Below are 23,702 nucleotides of genomic sequence, written 5' to 3'. Positions count from 1 at the left end.
GCTCCGCCGGTCAGACGGCGCCGGACTCCTCGGCGCCCACCTCGGCGCGGACCAGGCGGGCCGCCTCGACCAGGTTCTCCAGGGAGGCCCGGGTCTCGGGCCAGGCCCGGGTCTTCAGGCCGCAGTCGGGGTTGACCCACAGCCGTTCGGCCGGGATGGCCCCCAGGCCCTTGCGCAGCAGCGCCGAGGCCTCGTCGACGGACGGGATCCGCGGCGAGTGGATGTCCCAGACGCCCGGGCCGACGTCGCGCGGATAGCCGGCGCCGGACAGCTCGTCGGCGACCTGCATGTGCGACCGGGCCGCCTCCAGGCTGATGACGTCGGCGTCGAGGTCGCCGATCGCCTCGACGATGTCGCCGAACTCCGCGTAGCACATGTGCGTGTGGATCTGGGTGTCCGGCCGGACGCCCGCGGTGGTGAGCCGGAAGGACTCGGTGGCCCAGGCGAGGTAGGCCGCGTGGTCGGCGCCGCGCAACGGGAGGGTCTCCCGCAGTGCGGGCTCGTCCACCTGGATGACGGAGGTCCCGGCCGCCTCCAGGTCGTTCACCTCGTCGCGCAGGGCCAGTGCGACCTGCCGGGCGGTGTCCGCGAGCGGCTGGTCGTCGCGGACGAAGGACCAGGCGAGCATGGTGACCGGCCCGGTGAGCATGCCCTTGACCGGCTTCGTCGTCTGCGCCTGCGCGTACGTGGTCCAGCGCACGGTCATCGGGTCGGGGCGGGAGATGTCGCCGGCCAGGACGGGCGGGCGGACGTAGCGGGTGCCGTAGGACTGGACCCAGCCGTGCTGCGTGGCGAGGTAGCCGGTGAGCTGCTCGGCGAAGTACTGGACCATGTCGCCCCGTTCGGGCTCGCCGTGCACCAGTACGTCGACGCCGGCCTTCTCCTGGAAGGCCAGCACCTCCCGGATCTCCGCCCTGATGCGGTCCTCGTAGCCGGCGGTGTCGGTGCGCCCGGCCCGCAGGTCGGCGCGGGCCGTGCGCAGTTCGGCGGTCTGCGGGAACGATCCGATGGTCGTCGTGGGCAGCAGCGGCAGGCCGAGGCGGGTGCGCTGGGCGGTCGCCCGCTCCCCGTAGGGCTGGGAGCGGCGGCCGTCGGCGTCGGTGACGGCCGCGGTCCGGGCGCGGACGGCGGGGTCGCGGGTGACGGAGGAGGTGGCACGGGAGGCCAGGTCGGCGCGGTTGGCGGCGAGTTCGGCCGCGATGGCGTCCGTGCCGCGGGCGAGGCCGCGGGCGAGCGTGGCGATCTCGGCGGTCTTCTGGCGGGCGAAGGCGAGCCAGCGCCTGACCTGCGGGTCGATGTCCCGCTCGACGGAGGCGTCCAGCGGCACGTGGAGCAGCGAGCAGGAGGCGGCCACGTCGACGCTGCCGGCCAGGCCGAGGAGGGTGCCGAGCGTGGCGAGGGACTTCTCGAAGTCGTTGATCCAGATGTTGCGGCCGTTGACGACGCCGGCGACCAGGCGCTTGCCGGGCAGGCCGCCGACGGCGGCGAGGTCGTCGAGGTTCGCGGCGGCCGCGCCGGTGAAGTCCAGGGCGAGCCCGTCCACGGGGGCCTTGGCCAGCACGGCCAGGGCCTCGCCGAGCCGGTCGAAGTAGGAGGCCACGAGCAGCTTCGGCCGGTCGGCCGCGGCGCCGAGCTCGCGGTACGCGCGGGCGACGGCGTTCAGCTCGGCCGGGGTGCGGTCCTGCACCAGGGCGGGCTCGTCCAGCTGCACCCACTCCGCCCCGGCCGCGCGCAGGTCGGCGAGGACCCGTGCGTACACGGGGAGCAGGCGGTCGAGGAGGGCGAGGGGGTCGAAGCCGGCCGCCACTCCGGGGGCGGGCTTGGCCAGCAGCAGGTACGTCACCGGCCCGACCAGCACCGGGCGGGCGGTGTGGCCGAGCGCGCGGGCCTCCTCGAACTGCGCGACCTGCCGGGAGGAGTCGGCGGTGAAGACGGTGTCCGGGCCGAGTTCCGGCACCAGGTAGTGGTAGTTGGTGTCGAACCACTTGGTCATTTCGAGCGGTGCCACCTCCTGGGTGCCGCGCGCCATGGCGAAGTAGCCGTCCAGGGCGTCCGCTTCGACGGCGGCGCGGTGGCGTGCGGGGACGGCGCCGACCATGACGCTGGTGTCCAGCACGTGGTCGTAGTACGAGAAGTCGCCGGTGGGTACCTCGGTGATGCCGGCGTCGGCCAGCTGCCCCCAGTTGGCCCGGCGCAGGTCGCGGGCCGTCTCCCGGAGGGCGTCGGCGCCGACCCGGCCCTTCCAGTAGCCCTCGACGGCCTTCTTCAGTTCCCGGTTCTGCCCCTGCCGGGGGTAGCCGTACACGGTGGCCGCACCGGCCCGTACGGCGGTGGCGGGAGTCTTGCTGGTCACGGAACTCTCCTTCGCGAGCTGTCTCCTGTGGACCCGGTGAGGGTCGGGAGCGCGAAGGGATGACGTATCGGACGGACCTCGACCGGTTACGGGAGTGCGTACCTGTGCGTACGCGCCCGCGGTCGCCCGCCTGATGTGTCGCCGACCCGCCCACGAGGTCACCGGGGTTTCCGCGCACGACGGGTCGCACACGGGCAACGGGCAGGTCTTCGGACTCGCGGGCACGCCTGCCGGTCTCCCGGCGGGCACCTACTGGCCGTCGCTTCCCAGGACCGTTGTCCGGTCCCAGTGCGTATGACGGCGGTCGTTCCCGCTCACCGCTGCGGGGCAGTCCCGGATTCCCACCGGGTTCCCTCTTACGACGCATCCCGCCTGGCGGACGGGGCGAACCAGCTGCCCGGCCAGAGTAGATGCCCTTCTCCGGCAACGGGTGGAGTTGTCCAACATCCGGATGGTGGCGTGAGACGCACGGGGCCGAGGGGGGACCGCCGAGGCAGGAGCCAGAACCAGCCGTGGCGTGATTTGGATCACTGGGTCGTGATTTGTGTCCCCCATGTCCGTTTCCGGGAACGAACTGCCTGGTCAGAGCGCTACGTTGCTCCCCTCGTACCTTGATCATCAGGTACTCGCAGAAAGACCGAGGAAGTATGGCTACTCGTTTCTCCGCGGCAAGACGCCGTGGGAGAGGGCCCTGGGGGACCACCCACTGGATAGCGGGCGGAGCGGCACTCATCGTGACCGCCACCCTGCTCCAGAGCTCGCACCCGGCCGACGCGGCCCCGGCAGCCGGGGCCAAGCCCGGCACGGTGACCGAAGAACTCAACCTCGCGCGGGCCCGCGTGGCCGCGCGCACGTCCGGCCACCGCGTGGAAGCCGTCTCGGAGCGGTCCGAGACGTCCACCACGTGGGTGAACCCGAACGGCACCCTGACGACCGAAGTGGCCGCCGGGCCGGTCCGGTTCTACGACCAGCAGGCACGCGGCTGGCGCGCCGTCGACGTGACCCTGGGCCACGGCCCCGGCGGGACCGTGGTGTCGAAGGCCCACCCGCAAGGCCTGAAGCTGGCACCGGGCAGCATCCCGCGCATGGCCAAGGCCGCGCCCAAGGCCGCCCCGGCCATCGACTACATCAGCACCGACCTCGTCACCCTGGGCGAGGGCGAGCAGCAGATCACCCTCAAGTGGAAGGGCGCCCTGCCGTCCCCGAAGCTGGAGGGGGCCCGCGCCGAGTACACCAACGCCGTCCCCGGCGGTGACGTCGTCATCGAGGCCACCCGAGGCGGCTTCGAGCAGTTCGTCGAGCTGAAGCAGCGTCCGGCCGGCGAGAACTACTCGTACACCCTGCCCCTGGTGGCCAAGGGCCTGAAGGTGGAACAGCAGGCCGACGGCAGCGTGCAGTTCACCGACCGCAAGAGCCGGCGCACCGCGGTCATGCCGGCGCCGGTCATGTGGGACTCCACGGTCGACCCGGTCTCGGGCGAGCACACCCGCAGGGTGCCCGTGGCAATGAAGGTCGTCCAGGGCAGGGGCACGGTCGACCTCGTCGTCACGCCGGACGCGAAGTTCCTCGCGGACCCGGCCACCAGGTACCCCGTGACCGTGGACCCCTCCACCTCCTCGCTGGGCAACGTCTTCGACACCTACGTCCAGCAGGGCGAGACCGTCGACTGGTCGAACGACACCGAGCTCGACCTCGGCAACCCCGGGACGAAGAACGCCAACGGCACCTTCCGCACCGCGCGTTCGTTCATCACGTGGAACACCGCGCCGATCGCGGACGCGCTGGTCTCCGACGCCAAGCTGTCGCTGTGGAACTTCCACTCGGGCAACACCGACTGCGTCGCGCAGCCGTGGGAGGTCTGGGACTCGGGCACCCCGAGCACCGCATCGCGCTGGACGAACCAGCCCGCCATGGGCACCAAGTACGCCACCTCCACCGAGACCCGCGGCAACCCCTCCTGCGGCTCGGCACCGGACGGCTGGATCAACGCCGACGTGACCACCCTCGTGCAGACGTGGGCGTCCGCGAAGGCCCCGCTGTCCAGCATGGGCCTGCGGGCCGGCTCGGAGTCGGTCGTCGGGCAGTGGAAGCGCGTCAACTCCGCGAACGCCACATCCAACCCGCCCAAGCTGACGGTGACCTACAACTACCGTCCGCAGACCGGCACCAAGCAGGAGGCCGGCCCTCCGTTCGTCCAGGACAAGACCCCCGCCTGGCGCGTGGAGACGACGACGCCGACCCTGCGCGACACCTTCGCGGACAAGAACGGCGACACGGTCAACGGCACCTTCCAGATCTTCGACGCCGCCACCAACACCCAGGTCGGCAACACGCTGGTCTCGCCGTTCGTCCCGCAGGGCACCCCGGCCTCGGTGGTCGTACCGGCGGGCGTGCTCCAGCACGGCCGCATGTACCGCTTCCGCACCTCGCCCTACGACGGCACCCACTACAGCAACAGCTGGTCGCCGTGGTCCAACTGGACCACGTTCACCGTCAGCCCCCTGCCGGACGCCCCGCAGGACATCCAGGCGGGCGCGCAGCAGACCCTGACGCCCATCCTGTCCGCGGTCGTCTCCGAGGCCTCCCAAGGCCGGGTGAACGCCGAATTCGCGGTGAAGGACGCAGCCGGCAACCCGGTACCCGGCCTGACCCTGCCTCCCGTCTCACAGGTGAGCGGTGGCCGCGCCGCAATCCAGATCCCGGAGGGAAAGCTGGCTGACGGTGCAACCTACCGCTGGTCCGTACGCGCCTGTACCCCTGTGGGCTGCTCCCCCTGGTCGGCCGAGCAGAGCCTGACGGTCCGCCTCCAGCCGCTGCCCCCCATGCCCGCTACGCAGACCCTGGCCCTCACCGACACGGCGGTCACGAGCGTGTCGACCGCCACCGACTGCGACACACCGGGCTGTGCCACACCGCCGGCCGGCGAACTGCGGATCGGTACGGTCGACGGCCACCTGTGGGCCACCCACTTGAAGGCAGATCTCTCGGCTCTGCCGAAGGGGGCGCGGGTCACCTCTGCCAAGCTGTCGCTGACCAGGTCCGACTGCACCACGCAGTGCGTGGCACAGAAGCCGGCCGTGTACGAACTGTCCACGCCGTGGACCCCGGCGCAGAGTGGCAAGGACCTCCTCACCGCCGCGGGCGAGGACACATACATAGCCGATACCGCTCTGGCCGAAATCGACTTCGGCCCGCTGGTGCAGTCCTGGACCGATCGCGGCGGCAACGAGGGTGCGGCCCTCACCGTTTCCGGCACGGCCGCCGCGGCGGCCTACCGCTCGGGTGCCGCGGCGGACCCCGCCCAACGTCCCAAGCTGACCGTCGAGTACCTGCCGCCGACCGCCCCGGGCGCCGTCAGCGACATGGTGTCCACCCCGGGTGACACCAGCCTGGTCGCCACCTGGAACGCTCCCCTCGACGGGGGTGCGACCCATGACATCACTTACGTGGCCAAGGCCGAGAAGAGCGACGGCACCGTGGTCGGCACGTGGGAGGGCTCGGCACCGCGTGCCGTCTTCTCCGGGCTGGACAACGCCACCTCCTACCGGGTCGCGGTGACGGCGAAGAACGCCGTCGGCAGCGGCCCCGTCTCACGATCCGCACTGGTTCACGGTGCGTCGGTGGCCGGCGGAGCCACGCGCTTCCAGGACTACGTCCAGGCGTACCTCAACGCACGCAACAAGATCACCATCGGCGCGAGCCTGACCGCCGCCGATGCAGCCGCCGAATCCCCGCACGGAGCGGTCTTCGGTGATCTGCTGGGCACGCAGGAGGCCAGCCTGGTCAGCGCACGTGAGGCCTTGGCCACCAGGAACATGGCCTACGCGGGGATCTCCACGGCTCTCACCGAGACGGTGACGGGTACCGACGCGGCGTCCGGACGCCTGCTGCTGCGCACCACCGTCTCGGAAACGACGACGGTCCGGATCGATGGCGTCGACCAGGTGTCCGAGAGTCAGAACAGCAAGCGGTACCTGTTCTCCGTGTCCGGTGACACCGTCAAGCTCCAGAGCGAGTCCGACGACGCTCAGGCGGGCCAGACCCTGTCGGCGACGGCGACCGCGGCCACCCAGGTGCTCGCCACATCCGCGGACGCCGCAGAGCCGCCGGCCGACGGCACCGGGGCGCTCACGCTCGGCGAGGACGGTTTCCCCGTCGGCGAAGCACCCGCCGGCGGCGTCCGCACGGCCTCCTTCGCCCCGGCGTCGTGGGTCAACGGCCTGGGAACCGGCAGCTGGGCCTACAACAACGTCGGCATCAAGAGGGACTACTACTACGACTGCACCAACTTCGTCTCCAAGGCCCTCTACTACGGTGGCGGGCTGAAGATGCGGTCCGGGTGGTACAGGAGCAACAGCGCCTGGTTCAAGAACTCTGGCTGGTCCAGCTGGCCGGTGAAGGCCAGCTGGACATGGGCGGGGGCCAACAACCTGGAGCGTCATCTGGTTGGATACCGTGGCGGCTACTACATCAACAACGTCTACGACATCCGCAAGGGCGACATACTCTTCTTCCAGTACCGGGGCGACCCCGTCTACGACCACGCCGCCGTCGTCACCGCCAACTATGGGGGGCGCATCCACATGGCACAGCACGGTGGACCCGACCGGACCACCCTGGACGACGCCATCGCCCGCCACAAGGGCGCTGCCAAGCCGATCGCCTCAATCGTCGCGATCCGCCCGAGAGGGACCAGGTGAGGTCTGCTCCGGCGGTGCGCGCAGCCCTGGTGGCCGTTCTGGCGTGGGGCGGTCTCACGGGGTGTGCCTCCCCCGACGAGGACCGGCTGCAGTACGCGACCGACTACGGCAACCACGAACCGCTGGGCGTGGTCGGCTATCCCACCTCCGATTCCCTGCAGATCACCCAGAAGCTGATCTGGCGGATCGCCGACGGGAAGGCCGGCGAGCTGGAAGCGCTCGCCGCCTACGGCGATGAGGCGAAGGACGAGACCCGCAAGACCGCACAGAACTGGGTCCAGTCCTTCGGCAAGGGGGCCGGCGGCAAGGTGACCGCCGAGTTCTACGACGAGGGGTCGGTGCGCCAGACCGTCGTGGTGTACTTCCACGACACGGCCCAGACCAAGGCGTTCCTGGTCCAGCTCACGGGCAGGACCGGCGAGGACGGCTGGCGCGTGCACATGCGCGAACCGGATCCGAAGGAGGCAGCGGGCTCCCTCGACTGGCTCCCGAAGACACCCGGAGCCCTTGGCTCGAAGACGCCGCGCTGACCTGACCGAAGTCGCTTCGCAAGGGGCGCCGTCCCGTGGGTCACCCCCAGGACGGCGCCCTTCGCACTGCATCGACCACTCGCACCACACTCACCTGGAGGCATCCTGTTCCTGTAGAGATCGCCGCCCTGGCCACGGTCCCCGTGAGGCCGACGTCGCTCGTTCTCCGGCAGCTCAGGACCGAGCCCCAGGTGCAGCCACGACCGAGAGGACCGCCGAGAACTGGATTGCCGCCTTCCGTAAGGGCGCCGGCGGGAAGGTCACCGCGGAGTCCTACGACGAGGGCTCCTACCGCCGGACCGTCGTGCTCTACCCGCACGACACCGGTCAGCAAAGGGCGCCGTCCCGCGGATTTCCGCGGGCGTCAGTAGCGGTCCAGCACCGTGGTGAGGACCTTGTAGAGGACCGATTCAGGGTCCGCCACCGCCTCCACCGAGCGCCAGGCCACGAAGCCGTCCGGGCGGACCAGGACCGCCCCGGCCGGGGTGGTGCCGTGCGTCTCGGCCCAGTCGCCGCCGTCCTCCGGGATCAGGTCCGCCTCCGCGCCGGTGCCGATCGCGTAGGCGTCCAGGCGGACGTTCATCCGCTTGGCGACCGATCCCGCCGCTCCGCTCCACGGCGTGCCCTCGGAGCTGAGCAGGACGAAGGACCGCTCGTAGAGGTCGACCGTGGACTTGCGCCGCCCCTCCACCGGGTCGCGCAGCCACAGGTGCGGGGCGCGCGAGCCCGGGTCCCCGCACAGCCGCATCCGCTCGGGCACGACCGGCAGGTCCGGGTCGGCTCCCACCACCGCACCCTGGGCGTACCGGTACCCCATGGCCACGGAGAGGACCCCGTTCTGCCGGCCGCCGCCGCGCGCGGGCGCCTCGGGGACGGACTCGGGGACGGACTCGGGCTCCGGCTCGTACCCCGGGTGGCTGTGCTCGGCCGAACGGGCCGAGGCCCGCTCGCTCGTCGCCCGCGCCACCGGGAGCCGCTCGGCCTCGTACGTCTCCAGCAGCCCGGGGCCCGCGGCGCCGTCCAGCACCGCGGCAAGCTTCCAGGCGAGGTTGTGCGCGTCCTGGATGCCCGTGTTGGAGCCGAACGCCCCGGTGGGCGACATCTCGTGGGCGGAGTCGCCGGCGAGGAAGACCCGGCCGGCCACGTACCGCTGGGCGACGCGTTCGGCCGCGTGCCACGGCGCCTTCCCGGTGATCTCGACGTCCAGGTCGGGCGCGCCGACGGCCCGCCGGATGTGCTCGACGCAGCGTTCGTCGGTGAAGTCCTCCAGGGTTTCGCCCCGGTCGGGGTGCCACGGGGCGTGGAAGACCCACCGCTCGCGGTTGTCGACGGGCAGCAGGGCCCCGTCGGCGTCGGGCTTGGTCAGGTAGCACACGATGAACCGCCGGTCGCCGATCACGTCCGCGAGCATGCGGGACCGGAAGGTGATGCTCACGTTGTGGAACAGGTCGCCGGGACCGCTCTGGCCGATGCGGAGCTGTTCGCGCACGGGGCTGCGCGGCCCGTCGGCGGCGACCAGGTAGTCGGCGCGCACCGTGCTGTGCTCGCCGGTCTCGCGGTTCTTGACGATCGCGGTGACCCCGCTCTCGTCCTGTTCGAAGGAGAGCAGTTCGGTGGAGAACCGCAGGTCCGCCCCGAGCGTGGGGGTCACGGACATGAGGACCGGCTCGATGTCGTTCTGGCTGCACAGGCACCAGGTCGAGGGGCTGAACCGCGCCAGTGCGCCACCCGGGTCGATCTGTTCGAAGAGCCACTCCTGGTCGTCACCGGTCAGCGAGCCGCCCTGGAGGATGCCGTGGTTGTCCGCCAGGACCGAGGCGGCCTCGCGGATCCGGTCCTCGACCTCGGCGACCCGGAACAGCTCCATCGTGCGTACGTTGATACCGCGTCCACGCGGGTGCAGCGAGGTTCCCGCGTGCTTCTCGACCAGCATGTGCGTGATGCCATGACGGCCGAGGAACAGCGAGGTGCACAGGCCCACCAGCGAGCCGCCCACGATGAGGACCGGGACGCGGTGGTCGACGTTTTCCTTCATGGCTCTTCCATGCCCTGTACGAGGGCGGTTCCCTCGGTCGTTCACCCGCTTGGTTCTCTCCTCTCGCGCCGACGGGGCTATCGGACCACGATCGGTTCGGGTGGCGCCGCCCCGTGGCGACCGTGTGGTCTCGAAGGAGTGTGAACGATGACAACCTTGTCGGAACGGATATCCCAGTCCGCCTTCGACGACTCGCGACTTCGGGTCGTGCTGCTGCTGGATCTGTACGACGGTGCACAGAACCAGTTCCTGGAGGTCTACGAGGACCTCCACAAGCAGGTCTCCTCGGTTCCCGGGCACATCCGGGACGAGCTGTGCCAGTCGATCGAGAATCCGTCGCAGTGGCTGATCACCAGTGAGTGGGAGAGCGCACCGCGGTTCTTGGCCTGGGTCAACAGCGAGGAGCACGTCGCGTCGGTCCAGCCGTTGCACGGCTGCGTACGGGACACCCGCTCGCTGAGGTTCAGCGTGCTGCGGGAGACCGGCCAGGACCACGGTCCTGCCGCCGCGGCCTTCTCCCCCGACGTGTCCGCCGGCCCCGCCTTCGGCTCCGCTTCCGCGGACGGCCCGGAGCGGTCCAGGGGCCGCCTCCAGGTCGCCCCGCGGCGCGGCGACGGCGTCGTCCGCCACGCCCTGACCTTCACCGTCAAGCCGGGCAGCGAGGCGGTCGTGGCGGAACTGCTGAGCGGGTACGCGTCCCCGCAGGCGCAGGTCGACGAGCACACCCGGCTGCGCCGGACCTCGCTCTTCATGCACGGCAACCGGGTCGTGCGGGCCGTCGAGGTCGAGGGCGACCTGCTCGCGGCGCTGCGCCACGTGGCGCTGCAGCCCGAGGTCAGGGCACTGGAGGAGGCCATCAACCCGTACCTGGAGCAGGACCGCGATCTCAGCGACCCCGGTTCGGCCAGGACGTTCTTCACCCGTGCGGCCCTCCCGGCGGTGCACCACGTGGCGGCCGGCGGCGGCGCGGGCCCGGAGCTCGCACGGCACGCGCTGTTCTACCCCGCCAAGAAGGGGTGCGGCATGGAACTGGCCCGGCTGCTCGCCGCACAGGACGAGGCGGCCGTGGACGACGCGGCGAGCCCCATCGAGGCGAGCACCGTCTTCCAGCGCGACGACGTCGTGGTCCGTCTCCTCGACCTGCGCGGGCCGCACGACGCCCGGCCGGCTCTGACGCTCGGCGTCGAGGGCGGCCACAAGGCGGCGGTGCTCGCGCGGCTGCTCGACAGCGCCAAGGACGGCGTCCCCACCACCCACCAGGAGATCTCACGCTTCCTCGAGCGCTCTGAGATGCGCCTGATCACCGACCGGCGTTCGCCGGACCGAGCCTGAGGAGAAGCCCGCCATGACCGACCGACTGACCGTGGAAGAGCTGGCCGCGCTGATGAAGAAGGGTGCGGGCATCACCGTGGACCCCGCCGTGATGGCGAGCCGGCCCGACTCGCAGTTCGACGAGTGGGGGCTCGACTCCCTGGGGCTGCTCGGCATCGTCGGCGAGCTGGAGAACCGGCACGGCCGGTCCCTCCCCGCCGGTGCGGACCAGTGCAAGTCGCCGCGCGAGTTCCTCGACCTCGTCAACAACGCCCTGACGGCCGGAACCTGACGCGTACGGGCGGACAGGTGCCGCCGCCCGGCACGCATGACGACGCCCCGGGACCGGCCGACCGCCGGCCCGGGGCGTCGTGGCGCGTGCCGGCCGGGATCACCCGGGCACGGTGCACTCGAAGGCGTGCAGGTACGCGTTGACGGGTCGGATGTCGCCGAGCACCAGTCCGGCGTCCGCCAGCCGGGTGCAGAGGCTCTCCTTGGTGTGCTTCGCACCGCCGACGTTGAGCAGCAGCATCAGGTCCATCGCCGTGGTGAACCGCATCGACGGCGTGTCGTCGACCAGGTTCTCGATGACGACGACCCTGGCTCCGGGGCGGGCCGCGGCGAGGACGTTGCGCAGGCACCTGCGGGTGCTCTCGTCGTCCCATTCGAGGATGTTCTTGATGACGTAGAGATCGGCCTCGACCGGGACGGCCTCGCGGCAGTCGCCGGGGACGATGCCGGTCCGGTCGGCGAGGGGGCCGCCGTCGCGCAGCCGGGGATCGGCCTTGGCGACCACGCCGGGCAGGTCGAGCAGGTGCCCCCGTACGGTCGGGTGCTTCTCCAGCAGGCTGGCCAGCACGTGGCCCTGGCCGCCGCCGATGTCCGCGACCACCGAGACGCCGGTGAGGTCGAGGAGGTCCGCGACCTCCAGCGCCGACTGCACGCTGGAGGTGGTCATGGCGCGGTTGAAGACGTGCGCCGACTCGTGGGCGTCCTCGTGCAGGTAGTCGAAGAACCCCTTGCCGAACAGGTCGTGGAAGATGCTCGCGCCGTCGCCGGTGCTGACGGCGTCGTCGAGGCGCGGCCACGCCTGCCAGGTCCAGGGTTCCGTGCACCACAGGGAGATGTAGCGCAGGCTGTGCGGGTCGTCCTCGCGCAGCAGCCGCGACATCTCGGTGTGGACGAAGCTCCCGTCCTCGGTCTCGGCGAAGATCCCGTAGCAGGACAGGGCGCGGAGCAGCCGTTGCAGGGGCTTCGGCTCGGCGTGCACCGCGGCCGCGAGCTCGGCGGGGGTGGCGGGCGACTCCCCGAGGGCGTCGGCGACCTTGAGGCGTGCCGCGGCCCGTACGGCGGCGGCGACGGCCGCACCGAAGGCGAGCTCCCGCAGGCGCATGGCGGGCGGGGGCGTGTGCGGGGGGCCAGCGTTCGGGGCGGGAACGGGCGCGGGGGTGGGGGCGGGGGTGGAACTCACCGTGGTCATACGGCCTCGATTCTCCTGATGAGGGGGAACACGGGTCAGCACATGCCGGTCGGCACGGAGGTGTCGCACCGGTTGTTGAGGAACCGGTTGCCCGACCCGGCTCCCTGGTTGGCCAGGTCGGCCGGCAGGTTGTCCCTCACCACGTTGTCCTCGATGACGTTGTCGGTGTTCGTCGCGCCCACGAAGCTCTTGAACAGCAGGATGCCGCCCGACAGCGGGGAGGATCCGACGTTGCCGCGGATGGAGTTCGAACGCACGATCGTCTCTTCGGCGCCGGTGAGGACGACGCCGACGCCCTGGATGTCGGGGAGGCGGCTGTTGCCCTTGCAGAACTTGTTGTTCGCGTGGATGCGGTTGCCGCGGATGCTCAGGTCCCCGGCGCCGGGCTCGCCCTCGTCGCCGACGACGAAGACGCCGCCGCAGTTTCCGGTGAGGGTGTTGCCGCTGACGGTGAGGTTGCGCACGCGCCTGACGGTGACGCCGATCCGGTTGCCGGTCAGCCTGTTGCCCCGGATCACGGCGCCCCGGGTGTCGGTGGCGCCGCCCTCGCGCGCGACCGTGTTGGCGATGAAGATGCCCGACTCGGCGTTGTCGCGGGCGATGTTGTCGCGGAAGAACCCGCGGGTGGAGCGTTCCTGGGCGATGCCCCAGGTGCTGTTGTTCTCGGAGATCACGCGCTCGACGCTCAGCCGGTCGGTCCACGAGGCCCAGATGCCGTTCCGCTTGAAGCCCGAGACGGTGAGTCCGCGGATCTCGACACCGGTGACGGGCCGCTCCTCGGTCCCCATGACGCAGATGCCGGTGTCGGCCTGGGAGCAGGCGAGGTCGGCGCGTGCGGACGTCTTCGGCGTGGCGGGCAGCGTCTTCGCGGCCGGCGGCTTGATCACCGTCCGCTCGCCCCAGCCGCGCAGGGTCAGCCTCTTCGTGATCAGCACGTTCTCGTAGTAGGTGCCGGGCATCACGGTGATGATGTCGCCCGGCCGCGCGGAATCCACCGCGTCCTGGATCGAGTCGCCCGGGTGCACTCGGTGTCCGGCCGCGGATGCGGGTGGCGCGAACACGCCGAAACCGGCGGCCATGACGACGGCGATGCACGTGAGGGACTTGAGTTGTCGGTTCGTCACAATGCAGAAGTTATGGGCGATTGCGACATATCGCCACACCGGGTGAGCGTATCGACGCATGCCGTGGGCAAACGGCCGCATTTTGACGCCCGGAGAGTGGATCGTCATACCGGTGGCGCGGTCCGCCGGGCGCCGTTGCCCTCCGGTCGGCGACGGCGCAGGTCATGACCTGTTTCCCGGTCGCCCTCGGAAGGGGCAACGGGCAACCCGTCGACCGGCCGCCCCGGCGGAGCAAGTCTGGAGCCGTCAACACGAGGCACGAACCGCAAGGGGAAACCATGCGCAAGCTGTTCCGCGGCGCCGCCGCTCTCGCCACCTCCGTCGTCGCCGTGGTCGCGCTCAGCGCTTCGGTGGAGGCCAAGCCGGTCGACGCCTGGGCGGGATGCCCCGACGGCGCGGTCTGCATCTACCCTCAGAACCAGAACCCGGCCGTCAAGCCGTCCCACGTCTTCTACAGGTACGGGGCCCACAACCTCACCAACCAGTTCGGCAACCACTGGGTGCTCAACAATCAGTACGGCGGTGCGACCGCAAACCTGTGCACCGGCTCCAACGGCACGGGCTGCGGCCGCGCCATCGCCTCCAAGACCGGTGTGTACGCCGACCTCACGCCGATCAACTCGATCCGCCTCAACCCGTAGCACCCCGGCGAGGAGGGCTTCCGGAGCCGCCGCGCGCAACGGCTCCGGACATTCCTGTTCTCGTCATACCGGCCGGAGGATCCAGTTCTCCGGCCGCCCCTGGCGGTAGCCTGGGCAGCACCACCTCGCTGCCTGGGCGCGCACGCCATGGGGGATGTTTTGGGGGATCCGGACCGCCGGCGGAAGACCGACCACTTGCGGGAGTCCGACGACACCGCACGGCCCTTCCCTGCCCAGCTGAGACGTCTGCGGTTGCAACGCGGGCTGTCCCTCGCGGACCTCGCGCGCGAGACGCACTACAGCAAGGGCTATCTCAGCAAGATCGAGACCGGCTCGAAGCGCGTCACCGTCGACGTCGCGCGGCGCTGCGACGACGTACTGCGGGCAGGGGGTGAACTGCTGCGGATGGCCAGGGAGACGGAGGCCCCCGAGGGCGATGCCGCGCTCGGCGACACCGTCGGCGTGGTCGGGCCGCGGGCCGAGGGCGAATGCCCCTACCGCGGCCTGCCCGCCTTCACCGCGCGGGACGCCCGGTGGTTCTTCGGTCGGGAGCGGGCCACCGCCGAGCTGGCCGAACGGGTCTTCGAGCGGATCGGCACCGGGCCGCTGGTGCTCGTCGCCCCGTCGGGCGCCGGCAAGTCCTCCCTGCTGAACGCCGGCCTCGTACCGGCCCTGCGCGGCGGCGGCTTCCCGATGCCGGGCGCCGACAGCTGGCCGGTGGTCAGGTTCACCCCGACCGCGCACCCGCTGGACGAACTGCTCGGCCGGGCCGCGAAGGTGCTGGGCGGCGATCTCGGCGTCACCGCACGGGAGTTGCGGGAGCACCCGTACGCCCTGCTCGAAGCGGTCCACCGGCTGGCGGAGCCGGACCCGGCGGCCGCCCCGGACCTGCGGCCGCCGCCCCTGCGCGCGGTACTGCTCGTCGACCAGTTCGAGGAGCTGTTCACCCTCTGCGCCGACGAGGACGAGCGGCGCGCGTTCGTACGGGTGCTGTGTGCGCTCGCCGTCCCCGGTCCGGCGCCCACCCCGTGCGATCCGGCCGTCGTGGTGCTCGGTGTACGGGCCGACTTCACCGGAAACTGCCTGGACCTGCCGGAGCTGGCCCCGGTCTTCACGGGCGGGCTGTTCGTCCTGGCGCCGATGACGCCCGAGGAACTGCGGGAGTCGATCACCCGCCCGGCGCGGCTCGCGGGTCTCGGCCTCGAACCGGGGCTGGTCCCCCTGCTGCTGCGCGACGTGGGACTGCGCGACGACACACCGGGCGGGACGACGCCCTCCGGCGCGCTGCCCCTGGTCTCCCACGCGCTGATGGCCACCTGGCGCCAGCGCGAGGGCGCCACCCTGACCGTCGCCGGGTACGAGCGCACCGGCGGCATCCAGGGGGCCGTCGCCCGGACCGCCGAGGAGGTGTTCGCCCGCCTCTACCCCGCCGAGCAGAACACGCTCCGGCGCATCCTGGTACGGCTGGTGCACGTCGCCGAGGGTACGGGCGCCACGCGGCGCCGGATGAGCCGGACGGCCCTCATGGAGCAACTGGCCGACGCGGGCCCTGCCGCGGCCGCGCTCGACACCTTCGTACGGGCCCGCCTGATCACCATGGACAGCGACACCGTGGAGATCACCCACGAGGCCCTGCTGCACGCCTGGCCGCGGCTGCGCGGCTGGATCAGCGCCGACCGGGCGGGGCTCCTGATCCACCAGCAACTGGCCCACGCCGCGGCCGAGTGGGAGCGCGAGGGCCGCGATCCGTCGGCGCTCCACCGGGGGACCCGGCTGGACACCGCCCGCTCCTGGGCGGACGAACTCGACGGCAGGAGCCGCCTCGCTCCCGGGGAGGCGGCCTTCCTCCGGGAGAGCCTGGCGGCGCAGGAGGGGCGGGAGCGGCAGGCCGCCCGCCAGGCGCGGCTGCGCCAGCGGATGCTGGCCACACTGGTCGTCCTGCTGGTCCTGGCCGTGGGCGCCGGCGGGCTCGCGTACCAGCAGCGCTCGGGGGCGCTCGGCCAGGAGCGGATCGCCCGTTCGCGGGCGCTCGCCCTGCAGTCGGCGGCGCTGGCAGGGGGCCAGCCGGAGGCTTCGATGCTGCTCGCCGGGGACGCGTACCGGACCGCGGGGACGAGCGAGGCGCGCGGGGCGCTGCTGAGCACGCAGGCGCAGCCCTTCGTCACCCGGCTGGGCGGGCACGGCGGGCCGGTCAACGCGGTGGCCTTCGGGCCGGACAACGGCATGCTGGCGACGGGCAGTTCCGACGGCACCGTGACCCTGCGTCGGGTGTCCGACCGGCGCACGACCGCTACCTTCACGCTGCCCGGGCGGGTCCGCTCGGTCGCCGTGAGCCCGGACGGCCGGATCCTCGCGGCGGCCTCCACGGACGGCCCCGCGCGGCTCTGGGACACCGCCGACGGCCGGACGAGGGCGGTGCTCCCGGCGAGCACGGCGGGCTCGCGGGCCGTGGCCTTCGCGCCGGACGGGCGGAGCGTGGCGACCGGCTGCCCGGACGGGACGGTCCGGTTGTGGGAGACCACCGGGGAGTACGGCGAGGTCGCGTCCCTGGCCGGGCACGCCGGGCGGGTCAACGCCCTGTCCTTCGCCGCGGACGGCCGGACGCTCGTCTCGGCGGGCGCCGACCGGACCGTACGGCTGTGGGATCCGGCGCAGGCGCGTCCGCTCGCCGTCCTGTCCGGCCACACCGACGAGGTGCTGGGGGCGGCGTTCGCCCCGGACGGCCGTACGGTCGCCACGGGGGGCGTGGACCGGACCGTACGGCTGTGGGACGTGGCCGGGCGCCGGACGACGGCCGTGCTGACCGGGCACAGCGACGACGTCAACGGCGTCGCCTTCACACCGGACGGCACGACGGTGGTCAGCGCGGGCGGTGACGGCGCCACCCGGATGTGGGACGTGGCCGGCGGCCGGCTGACGGCGACGCTCGCCGGGCACACCGACTACGTGCTCGGGGTGGCCGTGGACAGCCGGGGCGCGATGCTGGCCACCGCCGGGTTCGACCAGTCGGTGGTGCTGTGGGACCTGCGGGGCGCGGTGCTGGCCTCGCGGCCGTTCACGGAGGTCTGGCACGCCGCGTACAGCCCGGACGGGAAACTGTTGGCCACGGCGGAGGCGGATCACACGGTCCGGCTGTGGGACGTGGCGGGGCGCCGGGTCGTGGCCTCCTTCGAGGGGCACAGCGAGACGGTGTTCGCGGTGGACTTCGCGCCGGACGGGCGGACGCTGGCCTCGGCGGGCTCCGACGGCACGGTACGGCTGTGGGACATCGCGGCGGGGACCCCGTCGGCCACGCTGGCCGGCCAGGGCGGGACCGTGTTCGCGGTGGACTTCGCGCCGGACGGGCGGACGCTGGCCTCGGCCGGATCGGACGGGACGGTCCGGCTGTGGGACGTCGCCTCGCGCCGCCGGATCGCCACGCTCAGCGGGCACACGGACTTCGCCAACGACGTGGCGTTCAGCCCCGACGGACGCACCCTGGCGAGCGCCGGTGACGACCTGACGGTCCGTCTGTGGGACGTGGCGGGACGGCGCCCGCTCGCCGCCCTCACCGGCCATACGGGCGCGGTCCGGGGCGTGGCCTTCAGCCCCGACGGGCGCACGCTCGCCACCAGCGGCAACGACGGGACCGTACGGCTGTGGGACGCGCGGCGCCACCGCTTCGAGGCGGCCCTGTCCGGCCACACCGGGTCGGCCCGGGGCATCGCCTTCTCCCCCGACGGCCGCACGCTGGCGAGCAGCGGCAACGACCGCACGGTACGGCTGTGGGACGTGGCCGGACGGCGCACGCTGGCGGCGCTCTCCGGGCACACCAACGCGGTGTGGGGCGTCGCCTTCGCCCCCGACGGGGGGACGGTGGCGAGCAGCAGCACGGACGGCACCGTACGGCTGTGGGACCTGGACGTGGGGGCCAGGCTCGCGGCGATCGACCGGCTGCGGGCAGGGCAGGGCGGAGGGTAGGCCGCGATGCCCGCAGCGCCCGCCGGCCTCCGCTCCGGGGTGTTGCGGAGCGGAGGCCGGCGGTCCGCCGGGGTCAGCGGTCGCGGACCGCCACGATGCCGTTGAAGACCCCGACGTACGCGGTGCCGTCGGGGCCGAGCGTGATGGGCGCCCAGTTGTTGTCGTAGAGCGGGCCGGTGCCGGTCAGCTGCCGCCAGCGCCGCTCACCGGTGCGGAAGTCCACGGCCGTGAGGTACCAGCCGTCGATCCCCCAGGCGTTGGGCTCCTTCTCGTAGAAGTAGATCAGCCCGTTCGCGGTGGAGAGCTTCGGGACCACGGACGGCGCGCGCACGGCGCTCTCCCACACCGTGTCGCAGCCGCTGCCGTCGGCGCGGACGTCGATGCGGGCCACCCCGCCCACGACGGACTTGCCCAGCAGCAGGCTGGTGGGGTTCTCGTAGCCGTAGTTGTTCTCGACGACGATGCTGTTGCCCCATGTGATCAGGGAGTTGTCGGTGGTCGAGGCGCCGGAGCCGAAGACGGGCACCTTGCAGACCAGCCGCCGGTCCGCGGCGACGTCCGTGCCGCGCCGGTAGACGAGGACGTTCATCCGGTCGTCGGCGTTGTCGGTGATGGCGACGTAGCCGTCGCCGAAGAGGTCGGGTGTGGTGCCCGAACCCTGGTTGACGGAGCCGGGCTTGGTACCGGTCCCGCGGTCGTAGGTCTGGCGCCACTGCACCTCGGGGGTGCCGTCGGCGGCGGCCCGGAAGCCGTACAGCGCGTGGTCGGAGACGATGGAGACGCCGTCCTGGGCGACGGAGAAGGAGTTCTGGATCTCCTCGCCCTCCAGCCGCACCGAGCGGATCTGCGAGGTCGCCGGGTCCACGGTGCCGACCCGGCCCTGGCGGGTCACCCACCAGATGCGGCCCTCCCAGTCGGGCATCACGGAGGTGACGGGGTCGCAGGTGCCGCTGGGCCACAGGTTGGTCCAGGTCACGCAGTCGTGCGGGACGTGGCCGGTGAGGTCCCAGTCGTCGTCGACGGTGAACTTCCAGCTGCCGTCGGGGTTCTGTGAGTGCGCGAGGCGCAGCACGTGCTGGCGGGAGTCTGCGAGGACGGCGCGGTCCTGGTCGTCCAGGTAGAAGTAGGCGCCGCCCGAGGTGTCCTTGAAGATCTTCGCGAAGTCGAGCGAAGTGATCGCCTCGACGGTCGAGGAGCGCTGCGGGAGCTGGTACTCCGCGAGCGTGGCGAGCGTACGCGGCTCCAGGAGCTTGACCTTGAAGCCCGAGAAGGTGCCGCACACCGTGACGAGGCGGCCGCCCGAGTCGAAGGTGGCGGTGGCGCATTCGCCGCCGAGGGCCGCGATCTTCTCGCTGGTCACCTGGAGGTTCTTGCCGAGCGGCCCCGACCAGGGCGAGGTGGCGCTGCCGGCCGCGTCGGAGTGCATGCCGCTGCGGCCGTTGGGCGCGAGGTACGGGTGCTGCGGCGGGGCCTCGCCCGGCAGCGGAGCGGCGGTCGCGGGGCCGCCCTCGTAGTGCGTGATCAGCCGGTGGCCCGGCGCCGCCTTGGGTATCTCCTCGGCCCGGGCCTGGGACCCGCCGTGGAGCACCGTGAAGGCGGCCACGACGGGCACTACGGCGCAGTTCAGCGCTCTTCGGAACATCCGGACTTCCTCCGTGTCGCAACAGTGCTGTTGACATTGCGTCTGACATCGCGCCGCCGCCAGACGCTAGATCGCAGTGCCGGAGGAGTCCATGCATGCGCCGGATGATTCACGAAGGCGCAACAGTCGATCAAGGATTGAGACTGGAGACCACGTTCGCGGTGGCCGTCAGGCCGTCGTGGAGGGTCGCGGCCATGCTGCTGCTCGCGAGGTAGAAGCCGAGGAGTACGCAGACGAGGGCGTGCGAGAACTTCAGCCCGCCGCTGCGCAGGAAGATCCAGGCGAGGATGAGGAGCAGGACGACCACGGAGAGGGAAAGCACCATCGAGACCTCCTGAGTCACCGTCATGGTGGCGCAGGACGGGGTGCTTACGGGCGAAAGACGTGTCCGCCGTACGGGTGTTGACCGTCCGTGACGGGCGGTCGGTCCTTGACGATCTCGTTCCAGTGGGCCGTGCGACCGCACCAGCGCTCCAGCAGCACCGGGTCGTGGCCCACCGCGAGCAGTCCGGCCCCCGTCTCGGCGCGGTAGTCCTCCACGACCGCGACCAGGGCGGCCGTGGTGGAGGCGTCCAGCATCGCGGTCATCTCGTCGCAGACCAGCCAGCGCGGCCGCAGCGCCAAGGCCCTGGCCAGACAGGCGCGTTGCAGCTGACCGTCGCTGACCTCGTGGGGCCGGCGCGCGAGCAGGTCCGCGCCGAGCCCCACCCGTCGCGCCAACTCGGCCACCCGTGCCGCCGCTTCCGCACGCCGGCCGGTCGCGCGGAGGGGTTCCGCGACCAGGTCGCGCAGCCGCAGGCGCGGGTCGGCGGCGAGGCGCGGCTGCTGGAAGACGACGCCGACCGCGGTCCGCAGGGAGCGCGGGGCCCGGTGGGCGAAGCCGGTCACGGCGTGGCCGTCGAGGGTGACGGTCCCCCGGTCGGGCCGGTGGAGCAGGGCGGCGACCCGGGCCAGGGTGGACTTGCCGCAGCCGCTCGGCCCGAGCAGGCCGAGGGACTCCCCCGGGTGCAGGCTCAGGTGCGCGCCGCGGACCGCGGGGGCGCGGCGGTCGTAGCCCGCGGTGATGTCCTTGAGCTCAAGCATGGTGGCAGGCCACCCCTTCGGTGAGCGCGGGCCGCCGGGTGCGGCAGAGCGGATCGGCGGCCGCGCAGCGGGGGGCGAAGGCGCAGCCGGGCGGGAGCGCGCCGAGCTCGGGCGGGGCCCCGGGAACGGGGGTGAAGGCGCGTTCGGGGAGGGCGTCGAGGAGGCCCCGGGCATAGGGGTGGCGGGGCCCGGGGCTGCCGAAGAAGGCTCCGGCCGGGGCGGTCTCGACGATCCGCCCCGCGTACATGACGGCAACGGTGTCGGCGATCCGCTCGGCCGCGGCCAGGTCGTGCGTGATCAGCAGCAGCGCCCGGCCGTCGGCGCGGGTGTGGGCGCGCAGCTCGTCGGCGGTGCGCAGGACGAGGTCGCGGTCGAGGCCGGTGGTCGGCTCGTCGGCCAGGAGCAGCGGGGCGTCGCCCACGAGGGCGAGGGCGGTGGCCGCGCGCTGGGCGAGGCCGCCCGAGAGCTCGTGGGGGTGGCGGTCGAGGTGGGAGGCGGGGAAGGCGGCGCGCCCGGCGGCCGCCTCCGCTGCCGCGCGCAGGGCGGGCGGACGGATTCCGGTCAGCTCCCGGACCGTCTCCTCCAGTTGGGAGCGGATGGTGCGCACCGGGGTGAGGTGGGCGGCGGGGCTCTGCGGCACCAGGGCGACGCGCCGGCCGCGTACGGTCCGGGCGAGGGTGCGCTCGTCGGCGGCGAGCAGGTCGAGGCCGTCGGCGAGGCGGGCCGATCCGGCGGTCTCGGCGTTGCCCGGGAGCAGGCCGAGGAGGGCGGAGGCGAGTACGGACTTGCCGCAGCCGCTCTCGCCGACGAGGGCGAGGGCCTCGCCGGGGGCCAGGGCGAAGGTGGCGCCGGTGACGGCCTCCACGTACCGGCCCGCGGGCATGCGGAAGCGGACGGAGAGGTCTTCGACGCGCAGGACGGGCCCGGCCCCGCCGGGGCGGCGGCCGTCGGCTCCGTCGGTGGCGGCGGTGGCGGGGACGGGGAGCGAGGGGGTCACAGGGTCAGCTCCGAGCGGCGGCGCGGGTTCTGGCGTTCGCGCCAGGCACCCGCGAGGCCGGCGATGGCCAGGGTCGGGACGATCAGGAGGAGGCCGGGGAAGAGGGTGGGCCACCAGTCCCCGGCGAGCAGCGAGCCGCGCGCGCTCTGCACGAGGTTGCCCAGGCTCGCCTGGTGGGCCGGCAGCCCCAGGCCCAGGAAGGACAGGGCGGACTCGTGCCACATCGCGTGCGGGATCATCAGCACGGCGGCGAGTCCGGCCTGCGGGAGGATGCCGGGCACCAGGTGCCGTACGGCGACCCGCCACCGCGAGGCTCCGCCGGAGACGGCCGCGTCCACGTAGGGCCGGCCGCGCAGGGACAGGACCTCGGCGCGGACGATCCGGGCCGTCGAGAGCCAGTGGGTGACCGCGACCGAGGCCACGACGGGCCAGACCCCCGGCCGGAACACCGCCACGATGAAGATGCCCAGGAGCAGGTGCGGGATGGAGGAGAGGGTGTCCACCACCCGCATCGCGACCCGGTCGGTCCAGCCGCCGAGTGCGCCCGCGGCGGCGCCCACCGCCGTGCCGATCACGGTGGCGACCAGTGCGGCCACCAGGCCGACGAGCAGGGAGACCCGCAGTCCGTAGACGCACCGCAGCAGCAGGTCGCGTCCGACGTCGTCGGTGCCGAAGGGGTGTGCCCACGAGGGGGGTTGCAGCTTCGCCGCAAGGTCGACCGCCTGCTGGTCCAGCTGCACCAGCGGGGGCACGACCAGGACGGCCAGCACGATGACCGCCATGACGGCGGCGGAGGCGCGGACGCGCAGGGTGCGCGTGGTGCGCGTGGTGCGCCGGGCGCGGCCCTGCGGGCGCCAGAGGGGCTCAGCCATCGAAGCCCACCCTCGGGTCGGCCAACCCGTACAGCAGGTCGGAGAGCAGGTTGCCGGCGAGTACGGCCGCGGTGGCCAGCACCGTCAGTGCCGCCAGCAGCGGGAAGTCGACCGAGGTGGCCGCCTGCACGGTCGCCGCGGCGATGCCGGGCCAGCTGAAGACGGTCTCCACCAGCAGGGCGCCGGTGATGAGTTCGGGCACCCGGGAGCCGATCAGCGTCAGCATCGGCAGCATCCCGGAGCGCAGGGCATGGCCGAGCAGGACCCTGCGCTCGGCCAGACCCCGTGCGCGGGCACCCCGTACGGGGTCCTCCCCGAGCGCGTCGGCCACGCCCTGGCGGACGTACAGGAAGAACCACGGCAGTTGGGAGACGCCCAGCACCAGTGCGGGGAGCACGAGGTGGGAGGCGACCTGCGCGAAGGTGACCGTGTCGCTGCCGGCGTCGGTGAGGCCGCCCGACGGCAGCGCGCCGAGCCGTACCGAGAAGAACCAGATGGCGAGCAGCGCCAGCCAGAAGGCGGGGGCGGCCTCCAGGGTGTAGGCGAGCGCGGAGACGGCGCGGTCCAGCGGGCCGCCCGTCCGGCGTGCGGCCAGCACGCCGAGGGCGGTGCCCGCGAGGACGGCCACGGTGAAGGCGCAGGCGGCGAGCAGTGCCGACCAGCCCACCCGCTCCGCGATGACGTCGGCGACGGGCTGGCGCATGACGGTGGAGGTGCCGAGGTCTCCGGTGAGTGCCGAGGTCAGCCAGTCCCACCAGCGTGCGACCAGCGGCTGGTCGACGCCGAGGTTGGTCCGCAGCTGGTCGAGTTCGGCCTGCGAGGCGGTGAGCCCCGCGGTGCCGGCGTAGGCCTTGACGGGGTCGAAGGGGGACATCGCGGCGATGGCGAAGACGCCGAAGGTGACGGCGAGCAGGACGGGGGCGGCGGACAGGGTCCGCCGCCCCGCCATGCGCGCCATCGGCCGCCAGGGGAGG

At 72.6% G+C, this 23,702-nt stretch carries 16 protein-coding genes, 1 pseudogene and 1 riboswitch; of the genes and pseudogenes, 7 read left to right on the top strand and 10 right to left on the bottom strand.

Translation table 11 applies throughout. The features are described 5' to 3' along the window. Positions 1-10 precede the first annotated feature (10 nt). Positions 11-2,353, bottom strand: coding sequence for a 5-methyltetrahydropteroyltriglutamate--homocysteine S-methyltransferase (metE, locus tag OHA91_RS31810; protein ID WP_031150104.1), 2,343 nt, complete (start codon positions 2,351-2,353; stop codon positions 11-13). A 183-nt stretch (positions 2,354-2,536) separates the two neighbouring features. Continuing rightward, positions 2,537-2,762: riboswitch (cobalamin riboswitch) on the bottom strand. 325 nt (positions 2,763-3,087) lie between these two features. On the opposite strand from metE, the pseudogene OHA91_RS31805 reads away from it, so the two are divergent. The 3 genes and pseudogenes from OHA91_RS31805 to OHA91_RS31795 all read left to right on the top strand — a co-directional run. Beyond that, a pseudogene (locus OHA91_RS31805) lies at positions 3,088-4,854 on the top strand (DNRLRE domain-containing protein); the annotation flags it as partial. A gap of 321 nt (positions 4,855-5,175) precedes the next feature. Then, a complete protein-coding gene (locus OHA91_RS31800; protein ID WP_245240084.1) occupies positions 5,176-7,053 on the top strand; it encodes an amidase domain-containing protein in 1,878 nt (625 codons plus the stop codon). 14 nt (positions 7,054-7,067) lie between these two features. Beyond that, positions 7,068-7,583 (top strand): hypothetical protein, encoded by a 516-nt coding sequence (locus OHA91_RS31795; protein ID WP_031150100.1) that lies wholly within the window; start codon positions 7,068-7,070, stop codon positions 7,581-7,583. A 364-nt stretch (positions 7,584-7,947) separates the two neighbouring features. On the opposite strand, the gene OHA91_RS31790 is transcribed toward OHA91_RS31795, so the two are convergent. After that, positions 7,948-9,663 carry an FAD-dependent oxidoreductase gene (locus OHA91_RS31790; RefSeq protein WP_456293589.1) on the bottom strand — a complete coding sequence of 572 codons (1,716 nt, stop codon included), beginning with the start codon at positions 9,661-9,663 and terminating at the stop codon, positions 7,948-7,950. A gap of 102 nt (positions 9,664-9,765) precedes the next feature. On the opposite strand from OHA91_RS31790, the gene OHA91_RS31785 reads away from it, so the two are divergent. Both OHA91_RS31785 and OHA91_RS31780 read left to right on the top strand, forming a co-directional pair. After that, a complete protein-coding gene (locus tag OHA91_RS31785) occupies positions 9,766-10,950 on the top strand; it encodes a SchA/CurD-like domain-containing protein (protein ID WP_328740484.1) in 1,185 nt (394 codons plus the stop codon). Positions 10,951-10,963: 13 nt separating this feature from the next. Continuing rightward, positions 10,964-11,221, top strand: a complete 258-nt coding sequence (locus tag OHA91_RS31780) for an acyl carrier protein (RefSeq protein WP_031150094.1) — start codon at positions 10,964-10,966, stop codon at positions 11,219-11,221. 99 nt (positions 11,222-11,320) lie between these two features. Here the strand turns inward: OHA91_RS31780 and OHA91_RS31775 are convergent, their stop codons facing one another. Then, entirely contained in the window at positions 11,321-12,409 is a 1,089-nt protein-coding gene (locus tag OHA91_RS31775; RefSeq protein WP_266503379.1) for a methyltransferase, read from the bottom strand. Between the two features lie 35 nt (positions 12,410-12,444). Beyond that, positions 12,445-13,488, bottom strand: coding sequence for a right-handed parallel beta-helix repeat-containing protein (locus tag OHA91_RS31770; protein ID WP_037632225.1), 1,044 nt, complete (start codon positions 13,486-13,488; stop codon positions 12,445-12,447). Positions 13,489-13,811: 323 nt separating this feature from the next. On the opposite strand from OHA91_RS31770, the gene OHA91_RS31765 reads away from it, so the two are divergent. Both OHA91_RS31765 and OHA91_RS31760 read left to right on the top strand, forming a co-directional pair. Next, positions 13,812-14,174 carry a hypothetical protein gene (locus OHA91_RS31765; RefSeq protein ID WP_328740483.1) on the top strand — a complete coding sequence of 121 codons (363 nt, stop codon included), beginning with the start codon at positions 13,812-13,814 and terminating at the stop codon, positions 14,172-14,174. Positions 14,175-14,321: 147 nt separating this feature from the next. Further along, positions 14,322-18,134, top strand: a complete 3,813-nt coding sequence (locus tag OHA91_RS31760) for an nSTAND1 domain-containing NTPase (protein WP_328740482.1) — start codon at positions 14,322-14,324, stop codon at positions 18,132-18,134. 73 nt (positions 18,135-18,207) lie between these two features. Here OHA91_RS31760 and OHA91_RS31755 read toward each other — a convergent pair whose 3' ends face one another. From OHA91_RS31755 to OHA91_RS31730, 6 genes are all read right to left on the bottom strand, one after another. Continuing rightward, the gene (locus OHA91_RS31755) at positions 18,208-19,776 is read right to left on the bottom strand and encodes a hypothetical protein (protein WP_328740481.1); all 1,569 of its coding nucleotides are present in this window, start codon (positions 19,774-19,776) and stop codon (positions 18,208-18,210) included. Positions 19,777-19,906: 130 nt separating this feature from the next. Beyond that, the gene (locus tag OHA91_RS31750) at positions 19,907-20,101 is read right to left on the bottom strand and encodes a hypothetical protein (RefSeq protein ID WP_328740480.1); all 195 of its coding nucleotides are present in this window, start codon (positions 20,099-20,101) and stop codon (positions 19,907-19,909) included. A gap of 44 nt (positions 20,102-20,145) precedes the next feature. After that, the gene (locus tag OHA91_RS31745; protein WP_328740479.1) at positions 20,146-20,859 is read right to left on the bottom strand and encodes an ABC transporter ATP-binding protein; all 714 of its coding nucleotides are present in this window, start codon (positions 20,857-20,859) and stop codon (positions 20,146-20,148) included. Next, complete coding sequence (locus OHA91_RS31740; RefSeq protein ID WP_408059196.1) at positions 20,852-21,856, bottom strand: ABC transporter ATP-binding protein; 1,005 nt, start codon at positions 21,854-21,856, stop codon at positions 20,852-20,854. Before OHA91_RS31740 ends, OHA91_RS31745 begins: the two co-directional genes overlap by 8 nt. Next, the gene (locus OHA91_RS31735; protein WP_266503369.1) at positions 21,853-22,728 is read right to left on the bottom strand and encodes an ABC transporter permease; all 876 of its coding nucleotides are present in this window, start codon (positions 22,726-22,728) and stop codon (positions 21,853-21,855) included. The genes OHA91_RS31740 and OHA91_RS31735 overlap by 4 nt, the downstream gene beginning before the upstream one ends. Further along, a complete protein-coding gene (locus OHA91_RS31730; protein ID WP_031150074.1) occupies positions 22,721-23,686 on the bottom strand; it encodes an ABC transporter permease in 966 nt (321 codons plus the stop codon). Before OHA91_RS31730 ends, OHA91_RS31735 begins: the two co-directional genes overlap by 8 nt. Positions 23,687-23,702 lie beyond the last annotated feature (16 nt).

The sequence above is a fragment of the Streptomyces erythrochromogenes genome, from assembly GCF_036170895.1.
Lineage (GTDB): Bacteria > Actinomycetota > Actinomycetes > Streptomycetales > Streptomycetaceae > Streptomyces > Streptomyces erythrochromogenes.
This window is presented reverse-complemented; position numbering and strand designations above follow the sequence as displayed.

Coding starts and splice junctions, on each gene's coding strand:
- OHA91_RS31770 (WP_037632225.1), bottom strand. CDS start 13,488: ATGGCCGCCGGTTTCGGCGTGTTCGCGCCACCCGCATCCGCGGCCGGA.
- OHA91_RS31780 (WP_031150094.1), top strand. CDS start 10,964: ATGACCGACCGACTGACCGTGGAAGAGCTGGCCGCGCTGATGAAGAAG.
- OHA91_RS31765 (WP_328740483.1), top strand. CDS start 13,812: ATGCGCAAGCTGTTCCGCGGCGCCGCCGCTCTCGCCACCTCCGTCGTC.
- OHA91_RS31785 (WP_328740484.1), top strand. CDS start 9,766: ATGACAACCTTGTCGGAACGGATATCCCAGTCCGCCTTCGACGACTCG.
- OHA91_RS31735 (WP_266503369.1), bottom strand. CDS start 22,728: ATGGCTGAGCCCCTCTGGCGCCCGCAGGGCCGCGCCCGGCGCACCACG.
- OHA91_RS31750 (WP_328740480.1), bottom strand. CDS start 20,101: ATGGTGCTTTCCCTCTCCGTGGTCGTCCTGCTCCTCATCCTCGCCTGG.
- OHA91_RS31800 (WP_245240084.1), top strand. CDS start 5,176: ATGCCCGCTACGCAGACCCTGGCCCTCACCGACACGGCGGTCACGAGC.
- OHA91_RS31755 (WP_328740481.1), bottom strand. CDS start 19,776: ATGTTCCGAAGAGCGCTGAACTGCGCCGTAGTGCCCGTCGTGGCCGCC.
- OHA91_RS31760 (WP_328740482.1), top strand. CDS start 14,322: ATGGGGGATGTTTTGGGGGATCCGGACCGCCGGCGGAAGACCGACCAC.
- OHA91_RS31730 (WP_031150074.1), bottom strand. CDS start 23,686: ATGGCGCGCATGGCGGGGCGGCGGACCCTGTCCGCCGCCCCCGTCCTG.
- OHA91_RS31745 (WP_328740479.1), bottom strand. CDS start 20,859: ATGCTTGAGCTCAAGGACATCACCGCGGGCTACGACCGCCGCGCCCCC.
- OHA91_RS31775 (WP_266503379.1), bottom strand. CDS start 12,409: ATGACCACGGTGAGTTCCACCCCCGCCCCCACCCCCGCGCCCGTTCCC.